The organism is Micromonospora reichwaldensis, assembly GCF_031845925.1.
GTDB classification, from domain to species: domain Bacteria; phylum Actinomycetota; class Actinomycetes; order Mycobacteriales; family Micromonosporaceae; genus Micromonospora; species Micromonospora reichwaldensis.
The window spans coordinates 53,221-71,184 of record NZ_JAVRFL010000039.1 but is presented as its reverse complement, the minus strand read 5'-3'; the positions used below and the strand labels follow the sequence as shown (position 1 = coordinate 71,184).

Below are 17,964 nucleotides of genomic sequence, written 5' to 3'. Positions count from 1 at the left end.
GGGTGGGGTGGGGTGGGGTGGGGTGGGAGGAAGAGGGCCCCTCGCCGCCCGTGAGCGGTGGCGAGGGGCCCTTTGGTGCGGACGTGCCCTGAGCTGACGAATCCCTAGAGGGTCAGGGTCCAGCCGTCGATGTAGCCGGTGTCGCCGGAGGCGGCGTCCTGGACGCGCAGCTTCCAGGTGCCGTTACGGGTCTCCGTGGAGAGGTTGACCGTGTAGGTCTGGTTGATGTTGTCGGCGGAGGCGCCGGTGCGGTTGTGCAGGGTGTAGGCGCTGCCGTCGGGGGCGACCAGGCTGACCACGAGGTCACCGACGTAGGTGTGCACGATCTGCACGGCGACCTTGCTGCTCGACGAGGCGGTGCCGGTGCAGCCGGCGATCACGATGCTGCTGGTGACCGTCGCGTTGTCGTTGACGGTGACGTTGTTGGCGTTGGTGCCGGTGCAGTTCGTCGTGCCGGAGCCGCCCAGGTTGAGCGTCCAGCTGTTCACGTAGCCGGTGTCGCCGGCGCCCGCGTCCTGGACCCGCAGCTTCCAGGTGCCGTTGGCGACCTCGGAGGAGAGGTTGACGGTGTAGGTCTGGTTGATGTTGTCGGCGGAGCCGCCGGTGCGGTTGTGCAGGGTGTAGGCGCTGCCGTCGGGGGCGACGAGGCTGACGGCGAGGTCACCGATGTAGGTGTGCACGATCTGCACGGCGACGGTACTGGCGGAGCCGGCCGTGCCGGTGCAGCCCGCGATGGTGATGGTGCTCTCCACCGTGGCGTTGTCGCTGATCGTCACGTCGGTGCCGTTGGTCTGGGTGCAGCCGGTGGGCGGCGGGGGCGGCGGGGGCGTGGTGCCGCCGTCGCCGACGTACAGCAGCTTGTTGGGCGAGCCGGTGCCGGGGCTGGTCACCGCGTTGCTGGTGGCGTCGGCGACGAGCTTGTCGCGTACCTGCTGCGGGGTGAACGTCGGGTTGGCGGCGAGCACGAGCGCGGCGGCGCCGACCACGTGCGGGGTCGCCATCGAGGTGCCGCTGATGCTGTTCGTGGCCGTGTTGCTGGTGTGCCAGGCCGAGGTGATCGAGCTGCCGGGCGCGAAGATGTCCAGGCAGGTGCCGATGTTGGAGAACGACGAGCGGGCGTCGGTGTTGGTGGTCGAGCCGACGGTGATGCCGGCGAGGAGGCTGGCCGGCGAGCTGTTGCAGGCGTTCGCGCCGTAGTCGTTGCCGGCCGCCAGGCCGTAGGTGACGCCGTCGGCGATGGAGCGGGCCACCGCGTCGTTGAGGGCCTGGCTGAAGCCGCCGCCGAGGCTCATGTTCGCCACCGCGAGCTGACCGGCGGCGTGGTCGCCGGTCACCCAGTCGACGCCCTGGATGACGCCGGCGTCGGTGCCGCTGCCCTCGCAGTCGAGCACCCGGACGCCGACCAGCGTGACGCCCTTGGCCACGCCGTAGGCGGTGCCGCCGACCGTGCCGGCCACGTGCGTGCCGTGCCCGTTGCAGTCGTCCGCACTGCCGCCGTCGATGGAGTCGAAGCCGGTGACGGCACGACCGCCGAAGTCGCTGTGGCCGAACCGGATGCCGGTGTCGATGATGTACGCCTTCACGCCCGAGCCGGTGTTCGGGTAGGTGTACGAGTTGTTCAGCGGCAGCGCGCGCTGGTCGAGCCGGTCCAGGCCCCAGGACGGGGTGGGGCTCTGCGTGCCGCTGATCCGCATGGTGTGGTTCTGCTGGACGTAGCGCACCGAGGGGTCGGCGGCGAGCCGCTTGGCCTCCGCCTCGGACATCCGGGCCTCGAACCCGCGCAGCGCGTTCTGGTACGTCCGGTTGACCGCGCCACGGTGCCGGCCGGCGAGGTCACGCGCCTTCTTCGTGACGTCGGTCCGGCCCACCGAGGTGTCCTTGAACACCACGATGTACGAGTCGTCGACGGCGGTGGCGCCGCCCGCCATGAGGATCTGTCCCTCGGCGGGGGCGGCCGTCGCGGGGGCGCCGAACGCCACGGCGGTGGCGACGGCGGCGGTCAACACACCGACGCGCCAGCGGCGCGCGGCGGGGTAGGGGAGTGTCATCCCTCGGGTGTTCCTCTCGCTACACGACGGCGGGTCCCGCCATCGATCGCAATTGATCAAAGTGAGCAAGAGCGTAGGGCCTCCACGGCAAAATGTGGAGACGTGAGGGGACCTTGTATTAGGGGGCCGGACTGCGGTAAGGGATCAGCCGGGCTCACTGTCACGCGGGAGGTCTACGCTGCTGGGTGTGGACCCGGTCGCCTTTCATGTCGCCTCCCGCCCCGCCCACGGCGAGGGCGAGGGCGAGCTGACCGTCCACCACCCGTACGACGGGCGCGCCGTCGGTCGTACCACCCTCGCCACCGCCGGCCAGGTCGAAGCGGCCGTCGCGGCAGCCGCCGGGGTGGCCGCGGCGGTCGCGGCCCTGCCCGCGCACGCCCGCGCGGCGGCCCTGGACCACGTGTCCCGGCGGCTCGCCGAGCGGGCCGAGGAGTTCGCGCGGCTCATCACCGCCGAGAACGGCAAGCCGCTGAAATGGGCCCGCGCCGAGGTCGGGCGGGCCGTCTCGACCTTCCGCTGGGCCGCCGAGGAGGCCCGGCGCTTCTCGGGCGAGCTGCAACGCCTCGACACCGACCCCGCCGCCACCGGGCGGATCGCCCTGGTCCGGCGGGTGCCGAAGGGGCCGGTGCTCGGCATCGCGCCGTTCAACTTCCCGCTGAACCTCGTCGCGCACAAGGTCGCCCCGGCCATCGCGGTCGGCGCCCCGATCATCGTCAAGCCCGCCCCCGCCACCCCGCTGTCGGCGCTGCTGCTGGGCGAGCTGCTCGCCGAGACGGACCTGCCGGAGGGGGCGTTCTCGGTGCTGCCGCTACCGAACGAGCGCGCCGCCCAGCTGGTCGCCGACCCCCGGCTGCCGGTGGTCTCGTTCACCGGGTCCGGGCCGGTCGGCGCGGCGATCCGCCGCTCGGTGCCCGAGAAGCACGTCACCCTGGAGCTGGGCGGCAATGCCGCCGCCGTGATCTGCGAGGACTGGAACACCGCCGAGGACCTGACCTTCGCCGCGCACCGCGTCGCGACGTTCGCCAACTACCAGGCCGGCCAGTCGTGCATCGCCGTGCAGCGGGTCTACGTGCACGAATGGCTCTACGACGCGTTCCTGCCCCGCCTCGTCGCGGCGGTGCAGGAGCTGCGTGTGGGAGACCCGTCCGACCCTCTCACCGACGTCGGGCCGCTGATCTCCGCCGACGCCGCCCGCCGGGTCGAGGCGTGGGTGGACGAGGCCGTCACCGCCGGCGCCACCATCGAGCTGGGCGGCCGGCGCGACGGCGCGACCTACCCGCCGACCGTGCTCTCCGGCGTGCCGGCGGACGCCAAGGTCTGCGCCGAGGAAATCTTCGGGCCCGTGCTGGTGGTCGCCCGCGTCGCGCACGACCAGGCCGCGTTCGCCGCCGTCAACGACTCGGCGTACGGGTTGCAGGCGGGGGTCTTCACCCACCGCCTCGACACGGCCTTCGCGGCGCACCGCGCGCTGGAGGTGGGCGGGGTGATCGTCGGCGACGTGCCGTCGTACCGGGCCGACCAGATGCCGTACGGCGGGGTGAAGGGCAGCGGCGTCGGGCGGGAGGGTGTGCGCAGCGCCATGGAGGACTACACGGAGCCCCGGGTCATGGTGCTGACCGGCCTGTCGTTGTAGCGCCGCCCGCTCACCAGGTGCCGTCGTCGCGGACGCGGGCCGGCGCCCGGCCGAGCAGCAGGGTGGTCAGCGCGGCGTCGATGTCCTCGCCGAGGAACCACTCGCCGGCCTGGTCCAACGCGAAGACCCGCCCCCGCTCGTCGACGGCGAGAATGCTCTCCTGCCGCTCGGTGCCGATGGGGAAGAGCCGTACGCCGAGCACTGCCGCGAAGTCGGCCAGCGTGTCGGCGGTGTGCGCGACCTGTCGTGGACGGATGTCGAAGCGGGAGATCCAGACCTGCTCGCCGGGACCGCGCCGGGCGCCCACCAGGCTCGGGAAGGCGGTGAGTGTCGACAGGACCGCGGGGAAGTCGCGATGCGTGGACGTCTCACCCCGGACGGCACCGACGTCCCTGATGGCGGACAGGGCGACGATCTCGTCCCCGAAGTGAGGCCGCCAGCCAGCCGCGACGAGTGCCTGCGCGACGTCCGGGTGGAACCGGCCCGGGACCGGGTCGGGCTGCGGGTCCGGCTGCCACGGCATCGTGAAGGCCCGGTCGGACCAGGGCAGCACGTGGAAGTCCACAAGCGTGTCCACACAGGAGTCGCACGGGCGGTCGGCGAGGCCGCCGTTCGGATCGCCCGGCTCGCGCACCCGGTGGACCTCGAACCGGGCGGTCTCCAGGATGTCCTGCGCGTCGGCCATGCCGAGTGGGGCGATGCCCTCGGCGGCGCGGTGGTGGTCGTAGTGGTGCAGGACGTCGGAGACGACGATCAGCTCGGCGTGCCGGTCGCCGCCGCGTACGAGGTGGCCGGCGGGTTGCGCGTCCAGGTAGGAGCGCACGAGCGGGTGGTGGTTGAGGGTGACGTCGCCCTTGGCGCCCTGGGCGCGGAAGAGTCGTCCCCCGACCGTCAGGTGCGCCGCTGTGTTGGGGGTCGGTAGGCGGCGGATCTCGCGGAGCAGTTGGCTGGCCGGGTCGACGGTGCGGGGTGCCCCGGGGCCTTGCGGGCGGCTGCGGCGGTACATCTGTGCGACCGCGTCGGTCGGTACGCGCGGCCAGGTGGTCGTCTCGCCGGTGGTCTTGTCGATGACGGTGGTGGGCAGGTCGCCGGGCATCGTGTTCGCCTCGACGGGGACGGTGGAGGTGATGACGTAGCCGAGGTCGAATTCGTCGACGTGGGGGTGGCAGTCGTGTCCCAGTCGTTGTGACTCGCGGCGGGCCCACACGGTGGCGAGTTGCTCGGCCTGCTGGCGATCGATCACGGCTTGAAAGTACCGGACCCCACGGATTCGTGGCGCCCGGTATGGTTCGCCTTACCGACGGTAACCGGGGGAGGGTGGCGTTGGCCGAGAGTGTGGACCGGGACGCCAATCGCGCGCTGCGGGCGCGGTTCGACGAGGTGTACGGGGACTACCAGCGACTGAGGTCCGGTCTGGACGAGCTGCAGGGCCGGCTCGCCGAGCTACGGGTGACCGAGCGCTCCGAGGACGGTCAGGTGACGGCCACCGCCGGTGCCCGTGGCGAGCTGATCTCGGTCGAGCTGCACCCCTCCGTCTTCCACGACCGGGACGCGAAGGCGTTGAGCCGGAAGATCACGGCCACCGTCCACCAGGCCGGCGCTGCGGCGGTCGCCGCCACCCAGGAACTCGTGGCCGGCTACCTGCCCGCCGGCTCCGGGGCGACGGACTTCCTGCGTACGGGTGACTTCGGTTCGTTGCTGGGCCGGGCCGACGCCGTGCTGCGCCGGGGCGAGTGATGGACGGTCAGCTCTGGCTCGACCCGCAGCGTGCCCGACGCGGGGGCGTCGACCTCTCGCTGTCCGGCGAGGCCGTCACGGCACGCCGCCGCCAGGTGGGCGGCGCCATCGCGGCGGCGAGCGACCGCTCGCCGTGGGGCAAGGACGACATCGGGGCCGCGTTCGAGCAGAAGTACCGCGGGTTCGAGGAGCTGGTCCTGCGCACGTGGGAGGGCGTGGGCCGGCACCTGGAGGGCCTGGGTGTCGACGTGGTCCGGTCGGTGGACGCCAACCTGCGGACGGATGCGGCGGGCGCGGGTCGGCTCGGCCGCGTCGGCGACCGGCACCAGCAGCGCTGATCCGCTGAGGAGACCCGGATGAGTGTGTTGCCGAGCCCTGTTCCGCATCCGTTGGACTATTCGCCGTGGCAGTTGCCCGGCTGGGTCTACGAGGCCCTCGACTGGGTCATCGGTGTGGAGTGGCCGGAGGGCGACGAGCGGGCGGTCTGGGAGCTGGCGGATCAGTGGTACGCGGTGGCCGCCGCGCTGGCCGGGCCGCGCGCCGACGCCGTTGCCGCTGCTGGTGAGGTGCGTGGCGGGTACGGCGGTGTGGGGGCGGTGGCTGCTGCCTTCGACACGGCGTGGCGTCGGGTGGCGGAGGGTGACGAGGCGCCGTTGCCGGTGTTGCTGGCTGTCAGCACCGAGTTGGGTCGGTTGGTGGAGGAGTGCGGCTGCGACATCGAGGGCGCGAAGCTCGAGGTGTGGATCGAGCTGGGCATTCTGGTGGTCGAGTTGCTGGCGCTGGCCGTGGCCGCCGTGCTCACCGCCGGTGCGGCCTCGCCCGCGGCGGGGGCGGCGATCGCGGCCACCAGGATGGTCGTGCAGCAGATCTTCAAGCGGCTGATGGCGCAGCTCGCCCGCAAGTCGCTCAAGCAGGGGCTCAGGGAGGCCGGTGAGCGGGCGGCGAAGGAGGTCACCAAGGGCGGTGTGCGGGGGTTCAGCCGCCGGGCGGCGCTGAGCGGCGTGTCGGAGGCGGCCGAGGAGGGCGGCATCAACCTCGCCACGCAGGCGTACCAGAATTCGACGGGCCGCCGGCACGGGCTGGACGTGGCGGAGTTGGGGACCACGGCGCTCGGCGGTATGGCCGGCGGGGCGGTGGCGCCGCTGGCCGGTCTCGGGCGGCACGCCACCGGCCGGGGTGCCCGGATCGGGGAGCACTTCGGCCGCGAGATGGCCGGCGAGGTGATGGCCGACCAGGCCGCGCGCCTGGCCACCGGTCAGGGGCTGGCTTCGGTGGAGGACGCGGCCCGCGCGGCGGCGTCCGGTGCCCGTGGTTCCGCCACCGCGCAGGCCGACGCGGCGTTGCAGGCACGGCTGAACGGCCAGCTCAGCGCCCTGTCCGTCATGCCGCTGACGTCGTCGGGAGCCGACGGGTTCCCGACGCCTCCCGCAGCGCCGGCAGCGGACGGGCCATCCGTCGCCACGCCCAGCGCGGGGGAGGGGCCGCCCGGTGTCGTGCCCGGCGCGGGAGCGGAGCCGCCGGCCCACGGATCAGGGGCAGCGGTCAGCGGGCCAGGGGAGGGCCAACGAGGTGCGGCCGGTGCTGACCCGGCACCGTCGGCCCGGCCATCGCCGGAGGCCCGGACGGAGCCGGCCGGCCCCGCGACGAACACCGCCGCCCGCGCGGATGACACGACGGCGCCCGTGACTGCTGCCGGAGTCGAACGGACCGGCGCGACCGTCGCGGCCACGTCGTCCGCGCTGCCGGAGTCCGCACTCAGCCCGACGCTCTCCTCCGCCACGACGGCAGCGCCCGTCCTCGGTGCCGGGGGCGTCCCGGCCGGCGTGGAGAGCCAGGCGACCATTTCCGGGAACGCCGCGAGCGGCGCCGCTCCCGTCAACGCCGCGAGCGCTGCCAACCCGTCGGTCGCGCCGACAGCGGCTCCGGTGAACGGGCCCGGCGCAGGCCTGGGCGCCGCGACGATCGGGCCGGCACCTGCCTCGTTCCCCGAGCCGAGAGCGGTTGCGCCCGTCCCCGGTGCGGCCCACGTCCCGTCGGTCGCCAGTCCCGAGCCCGCCGTCGCACGAGGAACTACCGGAACGGCGCCGGCACCGCCGCAGCCGGCACCACCAGCGATGCTGCCCGTGCCCGGTGCGCCGGCAGCCGAGCCGACTCCGCCCGTCGGCAGGGACACCTCGACAGCGGCCGGCCGGGAGGATGCGGCGGGTCCCCGGGTCAGGAGCCCCGAGTGGTACGCGGCCAAGTGGGCCCTCGACCGGGACACGTTCGAGAGGCGTCGCTACCGCGGCTACTACGAGTCGCAGCGGGCGTGGTTCGAGGACAAGCGCCGTTCTGATGAAGCCGCGCGCCTGCGGGCCCGCGCCGACGAGCACCACCAGAGGGCGCGGGACTTCGCCGCCCACGCCTTCCACCTGCACCGCACGGGCCAGGCACGCCAGGCTGACGCATGGCAGTGGGCGGCGAACGACGAGATGCGGACGTACGGGCAGTACCTGGACCACGCGGAGGCCGTACTGGCCGGCGGCGTCGTGCCGTCCGTCGTGGGCGTCGTCGATCCCGCGGACTTCCGTCGGGTCAACGATGACGTCGGGGACCTGGCGTACGGTGCCGTGGAGACCGTCGACCGTTCGGCGTTGACGGGCGACGACCACCCGCCGCCGATCGACCGGTCACGTGACTACGGCCGGCCCGGTGGTCTGCGTCCGCCGCTGGCCCTGCACCAGACCGACATCGAGCGGCAGGTGCCCCGAGAACCCGACGGAAGCGTCCGCCGCAACGCCGACCCCCGAGAGGGCGGCTGGTTCGGTCTGGTCAACGACGGCGGACCGCAGGCCGACCCGACCCGCGGCATCAACTGCATCGACTGCACCCTGTCGATGTTCGACACCTGGATGCACGGCCGCCCCCGGGTCGCGGCCCCCCGCACCTTCGACGCCTACCTGGCGGGCGACGTCACACGGCCCATCAACGGCGAACGAGACGGCATCGGACGGGTGGAGGACATCACCGGAGGACGCTTCCAACGCCTCTGCCAACCCACCCAGGACATCCAGGGCACCCAGCGGCAGCACGCCATCGACACCGGATACCGCAACCTCCACGCCCAACTACGCCTCGGCGGCCACGGCAGCTTCGCTTTCGTCATCAACAACTGGGAACAGGGTGGCGCCCACATCTGGGTCGCCCTCAACCAGAACGGCACCATCCTCTACCTCGACCCACAGACCGGCGCCGTGTCCACCACACCCCTGTACCGGCACCACGGCGTCGCGCACCCCCACAACGCCATCGACACCGAAGTCCTGATACTCGGCTCCGACGGCAGACCCATGCCCCTGGGCGGACTCCGACGGGGACGATTCAGCCAACGACCGGACCTACCGCAGTACCCACCCGCCGACACCGACCAGGGCTACGGCGAACTGCACCTCAACCGCATGTATCTCCTGGACGGACCGGGCTCGGCTCCTCAGGGCGCGGAACAGGCGGACTTGCCTGAGGGCCCGGCGACTCACGAGATGGACGGGCCCGAGCCGGACTGGAAACGGGCTGAGGCTCTGCTGCCATCCGATGACTCCGGTTACAGGATCCAACGCCGGGACTGCGAGTTTCTGGGGTTGACGCCCGACGCCGTGGTCGCGTGGGCGGAAAGGCGCGCTCCGCTCGGCCTGACACCTGAGGATTTCGACCAGATGACCTCAGCTCTGTTCGACGCTCTGGAATCAGACGGCATCCGCCACGATCAGGTTGATGTCCGACTACAGGGTTCTTCATCGAACTTCTTCTCCGGGGCGCACAAGAGGTTGCCGACGGAGGAGCAGATCTCCGACCATCCGGAGGCGGTCGAGCGAATGAGAGAGTGGAGAGGCGGCGGCGCGCTGCCGGCGCGCCGACCCTTCGACTCGATGCACAAGCTCGGGTTGGAGGAGCCCAGCGATTTCGACTTCCAAATCTCGTCGGACGTGATGGTCGAAAGAGCTCTGCTCGTCGGCAGTCGCGATTTCCCGGACCTCCGGGTGGTGAACAGGACATATGGATTCGTCACGAAGAAGGTTGCGAGGAAGTGCTTCCCGGCCCTTTTCGCGTGGGCCGAGAAGTATGGCAGGGAGCTCGGGCGCGATGTGGTCCCAGCGGTGTTCCCTGGGACGGGTCCACCGGATCGCTCCGGCGACGGGGTATCCTCCCACTTCACGTCAGCGGACTGGATAATTGAGGGCGACCGTGGCCGATAGTTGGGTGTTTCGCATTTCCGGAGCAGTTGACCGCCCTGTTCTCGACCGGCTGCGCGCGGAGTTGGGCCTGAGCAAGGTCGGCCGACTGGCGGACGATTGGGACGAGCTGTTCGGGGAAGCGGAGTGGGCAATCCAGGGGAAGGTGGTCCGGGTCGAATTATGGCGTGACGTCGACTCGCAGGAGTGGCGCCTTGAACTGGAGTCCCCGGACCCCCTGCCGGAGGCTGAGAAAGTGAGCTTGGGGGAGCGGGTGCAGGCTGGACTGCGATTGGCAGGGCTGGAGGTCGCATCCATCATCAAGCGCCCGTAGGCGGCACTCCCCGATCGTGAAGGCGGAGCCGTAGCGTTGGGCGCGGCCTCCGCGACGGACCGGATCGCGCGCACTCCGGAACTGGACGCGACGCCCAGCGGGCTCTGGCGCCGCCGATGCCGTTGTGACGGTCTGGTCGGTGGTCCACGCAGGTCGAGTGCCTGTTTCCGGCGGACGGGCGCCGGCCGGGCGAGGGGCGAAGCCGGCGCGGGCGCAGGCGGCGGCGAAGCAGTCGCCGAAGCGTGCCGAGGCGCTACCGCTGGGAGCCCGGCCGGTAGGCGTCCGCCGCCCCGGAGGGTCGCGGGTTCGGGGCGGGTTGTCGGGCCGGAATACCATGGCGAAATGGCTGAATCAGACAATGGGCAGAAGTCGCCTGGCCCTGGTGGGTGGCAGTCCAACGCCTGGGCATGGCCGGTCGGCCTCATGCTCGGTCTGGTCATCGGCCTGGCCGCACTGGACGGAGCCGCCGGTGTGGGCGTCGGCATCGCGATGGGGGTGGCGTTCGCCGTCGCCCTGGGAGCCGGCAGCACCCGCGACACCGACGGCGAGGACGCCGACGGCGAGGACGCCGACAGCAAGGACGACGACGGGCGGGACGCTCACGAGCAGGGCGTCGAGCGGCAGACGGCCGGCCCGGAGGGCGCCGGGACCCCGGGTACCGACGGGCCGGGCGCCGACAGGTCGCGCACCGACGGGCCGTCGTGACGTCGGGCGAACCCGGAGCCGCGCGGGTGGAGACGCTCGGGGCGTCGGATCCCCGGATCGACAGGCCGGGCAGCGTGGCGGAGGCGCTGGCCGTACAGGAGCGGTTGCGGCCCCTGGTGGACCTGGCCGGGTCCGGTCCGGCCGAGCCCGCGACGGTGGCCGGCCTGGACGTGGCGTACGCCGAGAGTGGTGACCGGCTCGCGGCGGCCGTGACCGTGCTGGACGCCCGGACCCTCGCGGTGGTCGACTCGGCGGTGAGCGTGGGCCGACCCGCGTTCGGGTACGTCCCGGGGCTCTTCGCCTTCCGCGAGCTGCCCGCGCTGCTCGACGCGCTCGACCGGCTGACCGTGCTTCCCGAGCTGCTGGTCTGTGACGGGCACGGGCTGGCCCACCCGCGCCGATTCGGGCTCGCCTGCCACCTGGGCGTGGTGACCGGCCTGCCCGCCATCGGGGTGGGCAAGACGCCCCTGCTGGGGGAGTGGACGCCGCCGGCCCAGCGTCGGGGCGCGTGGACGCCGTTGTGCGACGGGGACGAGACCGTGGGTCGGGTGCTGCGTACCCGGGACGGCGTGAAGCCGGTCTTCGTCAGCGTCGGCCACCGGATGAGCCTCGACGACGCGACCGCGCGGGTGCTGGCGTTGACGCCGCGCTACCGGCTGCCGGAGACCACCCGTACCGCCGACCGGCTCTGCCGCGACGCCCTGGCCGCCGCCGAGGCGACGGCCCGCGCCACCTGAGGCCGCCGCCGAGGCGACCGCCCGCGCCACCTGACGCCGCCGCCGGAGCGACCGCCCGCGCCACCTGACGCCGCCGCGTTTTCCGCAGCCCCGGACCGACGGGCGCGCGACCCCTCCCGCCGCCGGCCAGGGTGCGCGGACCCGGTCGCGGGGTAATACGGCGCACATCCGGAGCGCTCAATGACCGGGCCCTGACCGGGCCCGGTAGTAGCCTGACCGGCGGACCCCCGTCGGGGGAGGAACGGCGAGGTGATCATGGCGGTACGTCGGCACGCGGCGCGGCTCGCGACGGTCTGCGCGTTGCTGGGCGGCCTGGTGGCGCTCGGCGCGACGCCGGCGCTCGCCGCAGGCGACTCGGTCCGGGTGCGTTCGGCCGGCAGCTTCACCGCCGGCGGTTCCGCCGGGGGCGTCTCGATCGAGGTGCGCAAGCGCAGCGACGGCTGCGTGCTGCTGCGTACCGCACTGGGGTTGCGCCTGGCCGGCCTGCGCGCCGACCAGGTCAGCGCGCAGGTCGACGTGGGCGGGCGCTGGTTCCCGGTGCCGCTCTCCGGAAGCGGTGGCAGCGCGGCCACGTCGGCCACCTCGCCCCTGAAGCCGAGGCTCTGCAAGGGCAAGAGCATCACGGTGCGCTACCGGGTGGCGTTCGACGCGGAGGTGCCGGGCGGCCGGCTGACCGTCAGCGGCGCGGCCAGCGACGCGCTCGGGCGGGCCCTGGGCCGGGGCGCGGTGGCCTCCCGGGTGGTCGGCGACCGGGCCACGCCCTCGCCGACGCCGAAGCCGTCGAAGAAGCCGTCGCCCACCCCGAGCGCGGTCGCCACCGAGGTGCGGGCCGGCGCGGCGGATCCGAGCCTGGCCGCCGGCCAGGGCGCGGGCGCCGTCAGCAACGCGGCCGAGGAGGAGTCCTCCGGCGGCTCGGTGGTCATGTTCTTCGGCATCGCCATGGTCGCCGTCGGTATCCTGCTCATCGTCCTGCTGTTCCGCCGCTCGCGGGCGGACAAGGAGCCGGCCGACCCGGGCCACGTGCCGCTGCCCCGCAACCCCGGCGGCACCACCTACCGCTCCGGGCAGGGCCCGGCCGCCGCCCCCGGTCCACCCGGCCAGGTGTACGGGCAGCAGCCGCCCGCCCCCGGCCTGTACGGCGGCGCACCCGCCCCGCGCCCCGCCGGCGGCGTGTACGGCAGCCGCCCGGCACCGGCCCCGGAGGCCACGCAGGTGGTGCCCGGCGCGCCGGCCGCCCCGCCCGTGTCGGCCCCGCCGGCGCCCCCGGTGCCGGGGCAGTACGGGGCGCCGCCGCCCGTGCCGCCCGCCCAGGGCAAGCCCGGTGACCCGCCGCCGGAGACCGGCGGTGGCGACCACACGGTGTTCATGCCCCGGCTCCCTGGCTGAGCCGGGCCGCGCCGCGCCGCTCCGATACGCTCAGGCCGTTGAGGACCTGCGGCGCGAGGAGCGAGACCGGTGTCTGATCTGTCCCAGATCGTGAAGGCCTACGACGTCCGTGGGACGGTGCCGGACCAGTGGGACGAGCAGGCCGCCGAGGCCCTCGGCACGGCCTTCGCGCAGGTGCTGGACGGCTTCGGCGAGCGGGACGGGGCGGCCCTCGTCGCGCACGACATGCGCGCCACCGGTCCTGCTCTGGCCGCCGCCTTCGCCGCCGGCGTGCGCGCCGAGGGGCGCGCCGTCATCGACCTGGGCCTCGCCTCCACCGACATGCTCTACTACGCCTCCGGCGCGCTGGGGCTGCCCGGCGCGATGTTCACCGCCAGCCACAACCCGGCGCAGTACAACGGCATCAAGATGTGCCGCTCCGGGGCTCGCCCGATCGGGCAGGACAGCGGGCTGGCCGAGATCCGCGAGCGGGCGCAGGCCCTGCTGGACAAGGGCGAGCGCCCGACCGGCACGCCGGCCGCGCCGGCCGAGCGCCGCGACCTGCTGGCCGACTACGCGGCGTACCTGCGGCAGCTGGTCGACCTCTCGGGCATCCGTCCGCTCAAGGTGGTCGTGGACGCCGGCAACGGCATGGCCGGCCACACCGTCCCGGCCGTGCTCGGCGACGCCGTCCTGCCGGCCCTGCCGCTGGAGATCGTGCCGCTCTACTTCGAACTCGACGGCACCTTCCCCAACCACGAGGCCAACCCGCTGGACCCGGCCAACCTGGTCGACCTCCAGCGCGCGGTGATCGAGCACGGCGCCGAGATCGGCCTGGCGTTCGACGGCGACGCCGACCGCTGCTTCGTGGTCGACGAGCGCGGCGAGCCGGTCTCGCCGTCGGCGGTCACGGCCCTGGTGGCGGCCCGCGAGCTGGCCAAGCACCCCGGCTCGACGGTGATCCACGGCCTGATCACCTCCCGGGCGGTGCCGGAGATCATCCGCGAGCACGGCGGCGAGCCGGTCGTCGCCCGGGTCGGGCACTCCTTCATCAAGGCGGAGATGGCCCGGACGAACGCGATCTTCGGCGGCGAGCACTCCGCCCACTACTACTTCCGCGACTTCTGGTTCGCCGACACCGGCATGCTCGCCGCGCTGCACACCCTGGCCGCCCTGGGCGAGCAGTCGCTGCCGCTGTCCGTGCTGGCCGGCGAGTACGAGCGGTACGTGGCCTCCGGCGAGATCAACTCGACGGTGGCCGACCAGGACGCCAAGGTGGCCGAGGTGCGGGCCGCGTACCCGCAGGCCGACGTCGACGAGATGGACGGGCTGACCCTGCGCTTCCCGGACGGCGCGTGGTTCAATCTGCGCGCCTCCAACACCGAGCCGCTGCTGCGGCTCAACGTCGAGGCCCCGACGCGGGAGCGGATGACCGCCCTCCGTGACGAGGTGCTCGACCGCGTTCGCCGATAAGATCGCCTGCGCCGGTCGGCACCGTCGATCGGTGAGACCGCATACGTGGAAGGAGCCGCGCCGTGGCCCTGGACCCGCAGTTGCTGGAAATCCTCGCCTGTCCGGACACGCATCACGCCCCGCTCGACTACGACGCGCAGGCGCAGACGCTGACCTGCACCGAGTGCGGCCGGATCTTCGAGGTCCGCGACGACGTGCCGGTGCTGCTGCTGGACGAGGCGCGCGGCCCCGCGGAGCAGTCGTGATCGACGGCACGGCCGGGGTCAGCGGCCGGCGCGAGCCCGACGAGGCACTGCTCGACGACCCGGCCGCGCTGGCCGAGCACGACCCGGGCGGCATGCTGCGGCACACCGCCTCCGCCGGGGCGCAGGTCCGCGAGACGGCCGCGCTGGCCGCCGAGGCCAACCTCCAGGTGCTCGCCGACGAGGGCCGGCCCCGGGCGGTCGTCATCGCCGGCATCGGCACCGCCGGGCGTACCGGTGACGTGCTGGCCACCGTCGCCGGGCCGCGCTGCCCGGTGCCGGTCATCCCGCACCGCAGCGCCGGTGTGCCCGGCTGGGTGGGCGCCGCCGACGTGGTCATCGCCGTCAGCGCGTCCGGCCGCAGCCCCGAGGCGCTGGGCGCCGCCGAGGCCGCGCACCGGCGGGGCGCCCGGCTGGTCGCCGTCGGCGCACCCGACTCGCAGTTGCAGTCCGTGGCCGAGCGGGCCCGGGCGCCGTTCATCCCGGTGCCCCGGCGCGCCCCGGCCCGGGCCAGCCTCTGGGCGCTCACCGTGCCGGTCCTGCTCGCCGCCCGTACGCTCGGGCTCGTGAAGGTCAACGAGGCGGACCTGGCGGAGACCGCGGCCCGGCTGGACGCGGACGCCGACCGCTGCCGCCCGACGGCCGAGTCCTTCGTCAACCCCGCGAAGTCGCTGGCCCTGGGCCTCGCCGGCTCGGTGCCGATCGTCTGGGGCTCGTCGCCGCTGGCCACGGTCGCGGCCCGCCGGTTCGGCGACACCCTGTCCGCCAACGCCCGCTACCCGGTGGTCAGCGGGGCGCTCGGCGAGGCGGGGCGCGGTCGGGTCGGCCTGCTCGACGGCGTGTTCGGCGGTCTGGCCGAGGGGGAGCGCGACATCTTCGCCGATCCCGACGCGGAGGCGCCGTCGGGCACCCGGCTGCGGTTGGTGCTGCTGCGCGACGGCGGGCTGAACCCGGAGGACGACGCCGACGAGCCCCTCGACGTCGAGGAGCGCCGCGCGGACGCCGTGCAGACCCTCGCCGAGCGACGCGGCGTGCGTTGCGACGTGGTGACCGCCGAGGGCGGCTCCGCGCTGGAGCGGCTCGCCTCGCTGGTCGCCGTGCCGGACTTCGCCTCGATCTACCTCGCCCTGGCACACGGACTGGACCCGATGGCCGTACCGGCCATCACCGAAATGAAGGAGCTGGCAAACCAGTGAGCGATAGCAGGGAACGGGTCGAGCGGCGCGTCGCGCCGATGCCCGGCGGTGCCGCGCGACACGACGGAGCGACCGCGTGAGCGCCAACGGTGGTACGAAGGCGATCGTCGCCGCCCTGCTGGCGAACGCCGGCATCGCCGTCACCAAGTTCGTCGCGTTCCTGCTGACCGGGTCGTCGTCGATGCTGGCCGAGTCGATCCACTCGGTCGCCGACTCCGGCAACCAGGCCCTGCTGCTGCTCGGCGGGCGTCGGGCCAAGCGTGCGGCCACCCCTCAGCACCCTTTCGGCTACGGCCGGGAGCGCTACATCTACGCGTTCATCGTCTCCATCGTGCTGTTCAGCGTCGGTGGTCTGTTCGCCCTCTACGAGGCGTACCACAAGTGGTCGCACGAGGAGGGCATCACCTCGTGGCACTGGGTGCCGGTCGTGGTGCTGGTGGCGGCGATCATCATGGAGACGTTCTCCTTCCGCACCGCGATCGTCGAGTCCAACCTCGTCCGGGGCAACCAGTCGTGGGTGAAGTTCGTCCGGCGCGCCAAGGCCCCCGAGCTGCCGGTGGTGCTGCTGGAGGACCTGGGCGCGCTGGTCGGTCTGGTCTTCGCGCTCTTCGGCGTGGGCATGACGCTGATCACCGGCAACGGCCGGTGGGACGCGGTGGGCACCGCGATGATCGGTGTGCTGCTGGTGGTCATCGCGATCATCCTGGCCATCGAGACCAAGAGCCTGCTGCTCGGTGAGGGCGCCGAGGCGCACGACGTCGCCGCGCTGGAGAAGGCGGTCACCGACGGCCCCGAGTTCGAGCGGATCATCCACATGAAGACGCTCTACCTCGGGCCCGAGGAGTTGATGGTGGCCGCCAAGGTCGCCGTGCCGGCCGGCGTCACCGCCGAGGTGCTGGCGCGGAGCATCAACACCGTCGAGGGGCGGATCCGCGCCGCCGTGCCGACCGCCCGGGTGATCTACCTGGAACCGGACATCTACCGCGCCACCGCCGAGCGGGCGGGCGCCGGCAGCGCGTCGCCCTCCGAGCCGGGTGAGGTCGCCGGGCGGCCCGGGAGCTGACCGGTGGAACTGCTGCACGGACCGATCCGCGACTACGCCTGGGGGTCCCGCTCGGCGATCGCCGAGTTGCAGGGCCGGCCGGCGCCGAGCGACGGCCCGGAGGCCGAGCTGTGGCTGGGCGCCCACCCGGGCGGCCCGGCCCTGGTCGACCGCGACGGTGACCGGGTGAGCCTGACCGACCTGCTGCTCGCCGAGCCGCACCACTGGCTCGGCGAGCGGCTGGTCGGCCGGTTCGGCACCCGGCTGCCGTTCCTGCTCAAGGTGCTCGCCGCCGACGCCCCGCTGAGCCTCCAGGCGCACCCGGACGCCGAGCAGGCCCGCGCCGGGCACGCCGCCGACGCCGCCCGCCCCGACGGGCAGCGCAACTACGTCGATCCGTACCACAAGCCGGAGCTGCTGGTCGCGCTCTCGCCGATGGAGGCGCTCTGCGGTTTCCGGGACCCGGCGGCCTCGGCGGCGGCGTTGGCCGGCTTCGGCGTACCCGCGCTGGAGCCGGTGCTGGCGGCGCTGCGGACCGGGCCGGCGGGCCTGCGTGACGCCGTACGGCTGCTGCTGACCTGGCCCGCCGACGGGCGCGACGCGCTGGTGGCGGCCGTGGCGTCGGCGTCGGTCGCGGGGCCGGACGCGGAGCTGGCCCGGGACCTGGCCGTCGCCTACCCGGGCGACCCCGGGGTGCTGGTGGCGATGCTGCTCAACCGGGTGCGGCTGGCCCCCGGCGAGGCGATCTGGATGCCGGCGGGCAACCTGCACGCCTATTTGCGTGGCACCGGCGTGGAGATCATGGCGGCCAGCGACAACGTGCTGCGCGGCGGGCTGACGCCGAAGCGGGTGGACGTCGAGGAGCTGCTACGGGTGCTGCGCTTCGAGGTGCTGCGCGACCCGGTGGTGCCGCCGCTGGAGGTCGCCCCGGGCGTGGTCACGTGGCCCGTGCCGGTGGAGGACTTCGCGCTGCACCGGGTGACGGTGGGCGCGGGACTGCCGGCGGTGTCGGTCGAGGTGCCCGGGCCCCGGGTGGTGCTCTGCGGCTCCGGCGAGGTCTCGGTCGACGACGGGGCCGGCGCGGTGACGCTGGCGCCCGGACGGGCGGCCGTCGGCAGCGCCGCCGCCGGGCCGCTGCGCCTGGGCGGCGCCGGGGAGGCGTACGTCGCGAGCTGCGGCCTGCGCTGACCGGTCCGGCGGCGACGCGCAAGTCCGACTTTTCCGGAATGGCTTGACGCGATCCT

General features: G+C 73.6%; 15 protein-coding genes. 13 read left to right on the top strand and 2 right to left on the bottom strand.

Features of this window, described 5'->3' with window-relative positions:
* Nucleotides 1-104 precede the first annotated feature (104 nt).
* On the bottom strand, nucleotides 105-2,048 hold the full coding sequence (locus RM555_RS25980; protein ID WP_311414205.1) for a proprotein convertase P-domain-containing protein: 1,944 nt from the start codon (nucleotides 2,046-2,048) through the stop codon (nucleotides 105-107).
* 187 nt (nucleotides 2,049-2,235) lie between these two features.
* Here RM555_RS25980 and RM555_RS25975 point away from each other — a divergent pair, with 187 nt between their 5' ends.
* Entirely contained in the window at nucleotides 2,236-3,681 is a 1,446-nt protein-coding gene (locus RM555_RS25975) for an aldehyde dehydrogenase family protein (protein ID WP_311414204.1), read from the top strand.
* Between the two features lie 10 nt (nucleotides 3,682-3,691).
* On the opposite strand, the gene RM555_RS25970 is transcribed toward RM555_RS25975, so the two are convergent.
* On the bottom strand, nucleotides 3,692-4,924 hold the full coding sequence (locus RM555_RS25970; protein WP_311414203.1) for an SUKH-3 domain-containing protein: 1,233 nt from the start codon (nucleotides 4,922-4,924) through the stop codon (nucleotides 3,692-3,694).
* Nucleotides 4,925-4,998: 74 nt separating this feature from the next.
* Between RM555_RS25970 and RM555_RS25965 the strand changes: the two genes are divergently transcribed.
* From RM555_RS25965 to manA, 12 genes are all read left to right on the top strand, one after another.
* Nucleotides 4,999-5,418, top strand: a complete 420-nt coding sequence (locus RM555_RS25965; RefSeq protein ID WP_311414202.1) for a YbaB/EbfC family nucleoid-associated protein — start codon at nucleotides 4,999-5,001, stop codon at nucleotides 5,416-5,418.
* Nucleotides 5,418-5,756, top strand: a complete 339-nt coding sequence (locus tag RM555_RS25960; RefSeq protein WP_311414201.1) for a hypothetical protein — start codon at nucleotides 5,418-5,420, stop codon at nucleotides 5,754-5,756. The genes RM555_RS25965 and RM555_RS25960 overlap by 1 nt, the downstream gene beginning before the upstream one ends.
* A gap of 18 nt (nucleotides 5,757-5,774) precedes the next feature.
* Nucleotides 5,775-9,650, top strand: a complete 3,876-nt coding sequence (locus RM555_RS25955; protein ID WP_449560153.1) for a toxin glutamine deamidase domain-containing protein — start codon at nucleotides 5,775-5,777, stop codon at nucleotides 9,648-9,650.
* Nucleotides 9,640-9,960, top strand: coding sequence for a hypothetical protein (locus tag RM555_RS25950; protein ID WP_311414199.1), 321 nt, complete (start codon nucleotides 9,640-9,642; stop codon nucleotides 9,958-9,960). The genes RM555_RS25955 and RM555_RS25950 overlap by 11 nt, the downstream gene beginning before the upstream one ends.
* A gap of 342 nt (nucleotides 9,961-10,302) precedes the next feature.
* Nucleotides 10,303-10,665, top strand: coding sequence for a hypothetical protein (locus RM555_RS25945; protein WP_311414198.1), 363 nt, complete (start codon nucleotides 10,303-10,305; stop codon nucleotides 10,663-10,665).
* Nucleotides 10,666-10,721: 56 nt separating this feature from the next.
* Complete coding sequence (gene nfi / locus RM555_RS25940; RefSeq protein WP_311414207.1) at nucleotides 10,722-11,402, top strand: deoxyribonuclease V; 681 nt, start codon at nucleotides 10,722-10,724, stop codon at nucleotides 11,400-11,402.
* Between the two features lie 255 nt (nucleotides 11,403-11,657).
* Entirely contained in the window at nucleotides 11,658-12,788 is a 1,131-nt protein-coding gene (locus tag RM555_RS25935; RefSeq protein ID WP_311414206.1) for a hypothetical protein, read from the top strand.
* A 69-nt stretch (nucleotides 12,789-12,857) separates the two neighbouring features.
* Nucleotides 12,858-14,240, top strand: a complete 1,383-nt coding sequence (locus RM555_RS25930; protein WP_311414197.1) for a phosphomannomutase/phosphoglucomutase — start codon at nucleotides 12,858-12,860, stop codon at nucleotides 14,238-14,240.
* 62 nt (nucleotides 14,241-14,302) lie between these two features.
* Nucleotides 14,303-14,485 (top strand): Trm112 family protein, encoded by a 183-nt coding sequence (locus RM555_RS25925; RefSeq protein ID WP_089001904.1) that lies wholly within the window; start codon nucleotides 14,303-14,305, stop codon nucleotides 14,483-14,485.
* Nucleotides 14,482-15,678: an SIS domain-containing protein gene (locus RM555_RS25920; protein WP_311414196.1), complete on the top strand. Its 1,197-nt coding sequence runs from the start codon at nucleotides 14,482-14,484 to the stop codon at nucleotides 15,676-15,678. The genes RM555_RS25925 and RM555_RS25920 overlap by 4 nt, the downstream gene beginning before the upstream one ends.
* Before the next feature lie 76 nt (nucleotides 15,679-15,754).
* Nucleotides 15,755-16,741, top strand: coding sequence for a cation diffusion facilitator family transporter (locus tag RM555_RS25915; protein ID WP_311414195.1), 987 nt, complete (start codon nucleotides 15,755-15,757; stop codon nucleotides 16,739-16,741).
* A gap of 3 nt (nucleotides 16,742-16,744) precedes the next feature.
* Nucleotides 16,745-17,908: a mannose-6-phosphate isomerase, class I gene (gene manA, locus RM555_RS25910; protein ID WP_311414194.1), complete on the top strand. Its 1,164-nt coding sequence runs from the start codon at nucleotides 16,745-16,747 to the stop codon at nucleotides 17,906-17,908.
* Nucleotides 17,909-17,964: the final 56 nt, after the last annotated feature.

Bases quoted from the DNA above. Each gene is read 5' to 3' on its own strand.
- RM555_RS25980 (WP_311414205.1), bottom strand. From the start codon at position 2,048: ATGACACTCCCCTACCCCGCCGCGCGCCGCTGGCGCGTCGGTGTGTTG.
- RM555_RS25960 (WP_311414201.1), top strand. From the start codon at position 5,418: ATGGACGGTCAGCTCTGGCTCGACCCGCAGCGTGCCCGACGCGGGGGC.
- RM555_RS25955 (WP_449560153.1), top strand. From the start codon at position 5,775: ATGAGTGTGTTGCCGAGCCCTGTTCCGCATCCGTTGGACTATTCGCCG.
- RM555_RS25945 (WP_311414198.1), top strand. From the start codon at position 10,303: ATGGCTGAATCAGACAATGGGCAGAAGTCGCCTGGCCCTGGTGGGTGG.
- RM555_RS25935 (WP_311414206.1), top strand. From the start codon at position 11,658: ATGGCGGTACGTCGGCACGCGGCGCGGCTCGCGACGGTCTGCGCGTTG.